The 3,391-nt window shown below is 70.2% G+C and carries 2 protein-coding genes and 1 pseudogene; 1 reads left to right on the top strand and 2 read right to left on the bottom strand.

Annotation, left to right across the window (positions count from 1 at the left end; translation table 11 throughout):
* Nucleotides 1-1,103 (top strand): NAD(P)/FAD-dependent oxidoreductase (locus tag ACIKT0_RS15445; RefSeq protein WP_407106215.1); only part of this gene is annotated, 1,103 nt, incomplete at its 5' end.
* A 7-nt stretch (nt 1,104-1,110) separates the two neighbouring features.
* Here ACIKT0_RS15445 and ACIKT0_RS15440 read toward each other — a convergent pair.
* Together ACIKT0_RS15440 and ACIKT0_RS15435 are read right to left on the bottom strand one after the other, a co-directional pair.
* On the bottom strand, nt 1,111-2,766 hold the full coding sequence (locus ACIKT0_RS15440; RefSeq protein WP_407106214.1) for a DHA2 family efflux MFS transporter permease subunit: 1,656 nt from the start codon (nt 2,764-2,766) through the stop codon (nt 1,111-1,113).
* Between the two features lie 26 nt (nt 2,767-2,792).
* Nucleotides 2,793-3,391, bottom strand: a pseudogene (locus ACIKT0_RS15435) (efflux RND transporter periplasmic adaptor subunit); the annotation flags it as partial.

Genomic DNA, 3,391 nt, shown 5'->3' with positions numbered 1-3,391 from the left:
AGCAGGCGCGCGTCGGATGGGGCGCGTCCGGCCGCAATGGCGGCCAGGTCCACACCGGGCAGCGCCGCGAGCAGGACGAGCTGGAGCGGATCGCGGGGCGCGACGACGCCCGGAAGCTCTGGGAGCTCGCCGAGGAGGCCAAGCTCCTGTTGCGCGAGACGATCGAGCGGCGCGGCGTCGATTGCCGCTACGAGGCCGGGCTGATCCACGCCGACCACAAGCCGTCCTACGTCGCGGAGACCCACGCCTATGCGCGCAAGCTCGCCGATGAGTACGGCTACGGCCTGATCGAGCCGCTCGACCGCGAGCAGCTGCGCGCGCTCGTGAAGAGCGAGAACTACCATGGCGGCTCGATCGACCATGGCGGCGGCCATCTCGATCCGCTGGCGCTGGTGTTCGGGCTCGCCCGCGTGGCGGAGGCCGCCGGCGCGCGGATCCACGAAGGCTCCGGCGTGCGCCGCATCCGGCACGGCGCGCGGGTCACGCTGGAGACCGAGGGCGGGACCGTCTCGGCCGACACGGCGCTGATCTGCACCGACGGGCTGCTCGAAGGCGTGGAGCCCACGGTCGAGGCGCATGTCGCCCCGATCGCCAACCACATCGCCGCGACCGCGCCGCTCGGCGATCGGCTGCGCGAGGTGCTGACCAGCCGGGCCGCGGTCTCGGACAGCCGGTTCGTCGTCTACTACTACCGCCCGACGCCCGACGGCCGGCTGCTGTTCGGCGGCGGCGAGACCTATTCGACCACGCTTCCGGCCGAGATCGCGCCGATCGTGCGCCGTCACATGCTGAAGGTCTTCCCGCAGCTGCGGGACGTCGCGATCGAGCACGCCTGGGGCGGCGTTCTGGGCATCACTCCGACCCGCCAGCCCTTCGTGCGCGCCATCCGGCCCAACGTGCTGGTCGCCGCCGGCTATTCGGGCCAGGGCGTTCTGCTCGGGCCGATGTTCGGCAAGATCCTGGCCGAAGCGGTCGGGGGGCGGCTGGAGCGTTTCGACCTGCTGTCGCGGCTGCCGGTCCCGTCCTTCCCGGGCGGGCGCTGGCTGCGCCGACCGCTGCTGGTCGCCGCGATGAGCTACTACGCGCTGCGCGACAGGCTGTGACCGGGCGTCAGTGAGCCGGCGCCGCGGCCGCTCCGGGGTTCGGGCGGCGGACGAGCGGCACCAGCAGCACGATGCCGGCGAACAGGATCGTCATCGCCCAGAACAGATCGCCGAAGGCGAGCACCAGGCCCTGCTGGCGGACCATGTTCGAGAACTGGCGGACCGCCGCGAGCTCGGCGTCCGAGCCCATGCGGGGCGCGAGGCTCGCCGCCATGCCGGCGAGCCGCTCCTCCGCGACCTGCCGGCCCCAGACCACATGCTCGCGCAGCCGCAGCATGTGCAGGTCCTGACGGTCGTTCAGGAAGGTGTTGATGAAGGCGAGCCCGAACGCGCCTCCGAGATTGCGCATCAGGTTGAACAGTCCGCTGGCGTTCTTGAGCTTCGACGGCGGCAGGGTCGCCAGCGACACGATGTTGATCGGCACCATGCAGAGCATCAGCGACACGCCGCGCAGCATCTGCGGCACGAACAGCTCCCCGAACGCCCAGTCGCTGGTGATGTAGGTGAGGTCGATGCAGGACAGGCCGAAGCCCATGAAGCCCGCGGCGATCATGTAGCGGGGGTCGACCCTGCGCGACAGCACGCCCACCACGGGCGCGGCGAGGAACATGAACAGGCCGGAGACGAACACGGTCTCGCCGATCTGCAGCGAGTCGTAGCCGCGAACCCGGCCGAGGAAGACCGGATACAGATAGGTCATGCCGTAGAGGCCGATGCCCATGACGAAGGTGAGCAGCGAGCCGACGGCGAAGTTGCGGTCGCGATAGGCCGCAAGGTCGACGAGCGGGGTCCTGGCCGCGAAGCAGCGCCAGAAGAACAGGACGCCGCCGAGCACGCTGGCGACCGTGAGGTAGCGGATGGCGGCGTCCTGGAACCAGTCGTCGCGGGCGCCCTCCTCCAGAATGTATTCGAGGCTGCCGAGGAACACAGCGAGCGCGACCAGCGCCACGTAGTCCAGCCGCCGCAGCAGATCGAGCTCCGGCTCGTCGAAATCGACCAGCGTCCAGGCGAGCAGCGTGGCGGCCGCGCCCGGCACGAGGTTGATCAGGAACAGCCAGTGCCAGGAGAGCAGCTCGGTCAGATAGCCGCCGATCGTCGGCCCGACGGTGGGCGCGAGCGTCACCGTCAGACCGACCAGCGCCATGATCGCCGGCTGGTGGCGCCTGGGGAAGATCGTATAGGCGGCCGCGAAGGCGGTCGGGATCATGCCTCCGCCGATGAAGCCCTGGATCGCCCTGTAGACGATCATCTCCGGCAGCGTCGTGGCCGTGGCGCAGAGCGCGCTCGCCAGCGTGAAGCCGGCGGCCGAGATGGTGAACAGCACCCGCGTCGACAGCGCCCGGCCGAGATAGCCGGACAGCGGGATCATGATCACTTCGGCGATCAGATAGCTGGTCTGGACCCAGGAGATCTCGTCCGGGCTCGCCGAGAGGCCGGCCTGGATCTCCGCGAGCGAGGACGAGACGATCTGGATGTCCAGGATCGCCATGAACATGCCGAAGACGAGCGCCAGGAAGGCGATCAGCCGGCGCGGCGTGACCTTCGGCTCGGAAGGCGGATTCCCCGCGCCCGAGGCGCCCGCCGAGCCGGCCGCCGACCCCGTGGGGACGCGGGTCGGTTCGACAGCCGTACGACCGCCTGGAGGAGCAGCGTCGTCGCTCATGCGAGGCCTCGGACGCGGGGACTACGTCAGCGCCGCTGGTCGGCGGCGCCTGACGTAAGCTTTGGCGCAGTGCGCGTGTCGACGGAGGCGATCACGGACAGGCCGGGCCGCAGCCTGCCTCTCGCGACATCCTCCGGGTCGACCCGGATCCGGACCGGAACGCGCTGCACGATCTTGGTGAAATTGCCGGTGGCGTTCTCGGGCGGCAGCAGGCTGAACTGCGCCCCCGAGGCGGGCGCGAGGCTGTCGACGATCCCCGTCACGTCATGCTCGGGATAGGCGTCGACCGAGAGCCTCACCTTTGCGCCCGGCTGGACGTCGGCGAGCTGGGTCTCCTTGAAGTTTGCGTCGACATAGACCCGGTCGAGCGGCACGACCGCCATCAGCCGCTTGCCGGGCGTCACGTAGTCGCCGACCTGAACGGCCTTGTTGCCGACGACGCCGTCGAAGGGGGCGGTGATGAGCGTGGCGTCGAGATCGCGCTGCCGCTGCGCGCGGGCGGTCTCGAGCTCCTGCAGCGTGCGCCACACGTCGACTACCGGGAGTGCGTCAGTTGCCCGCTCGGCCTCGCGCTGGGAGCGTTTGATAAGATCAAGCTCGCGCGGCTGAAGCTGCGCCGACGTGG

This window comes from Hansschlegelia beijingensis (assembly GCF_045505405.1).
Classification (GTDB): domain Bacteria; phylum Pseudomonadota; class Alphaproteobacteria; order Rhizobiales; family Methylopilaceae; genus Methylopila; species Methylopila beijingensis_A.
Note: the sequence above shows the minus strand (reverse complement) of the source record. Positions and strands in the feature narration are given on the sequence as shown.

Excerpts from the sequence above, each read along its gene's own strand:
- ACIKT0_RS15440 (WP_407106214.1), bottom strand. The coding sequence starts at position 2,766 with ATGAGCGACGACGCTGCTCCTCCAGGCGGTCGTACGGCTGTCGAACCG.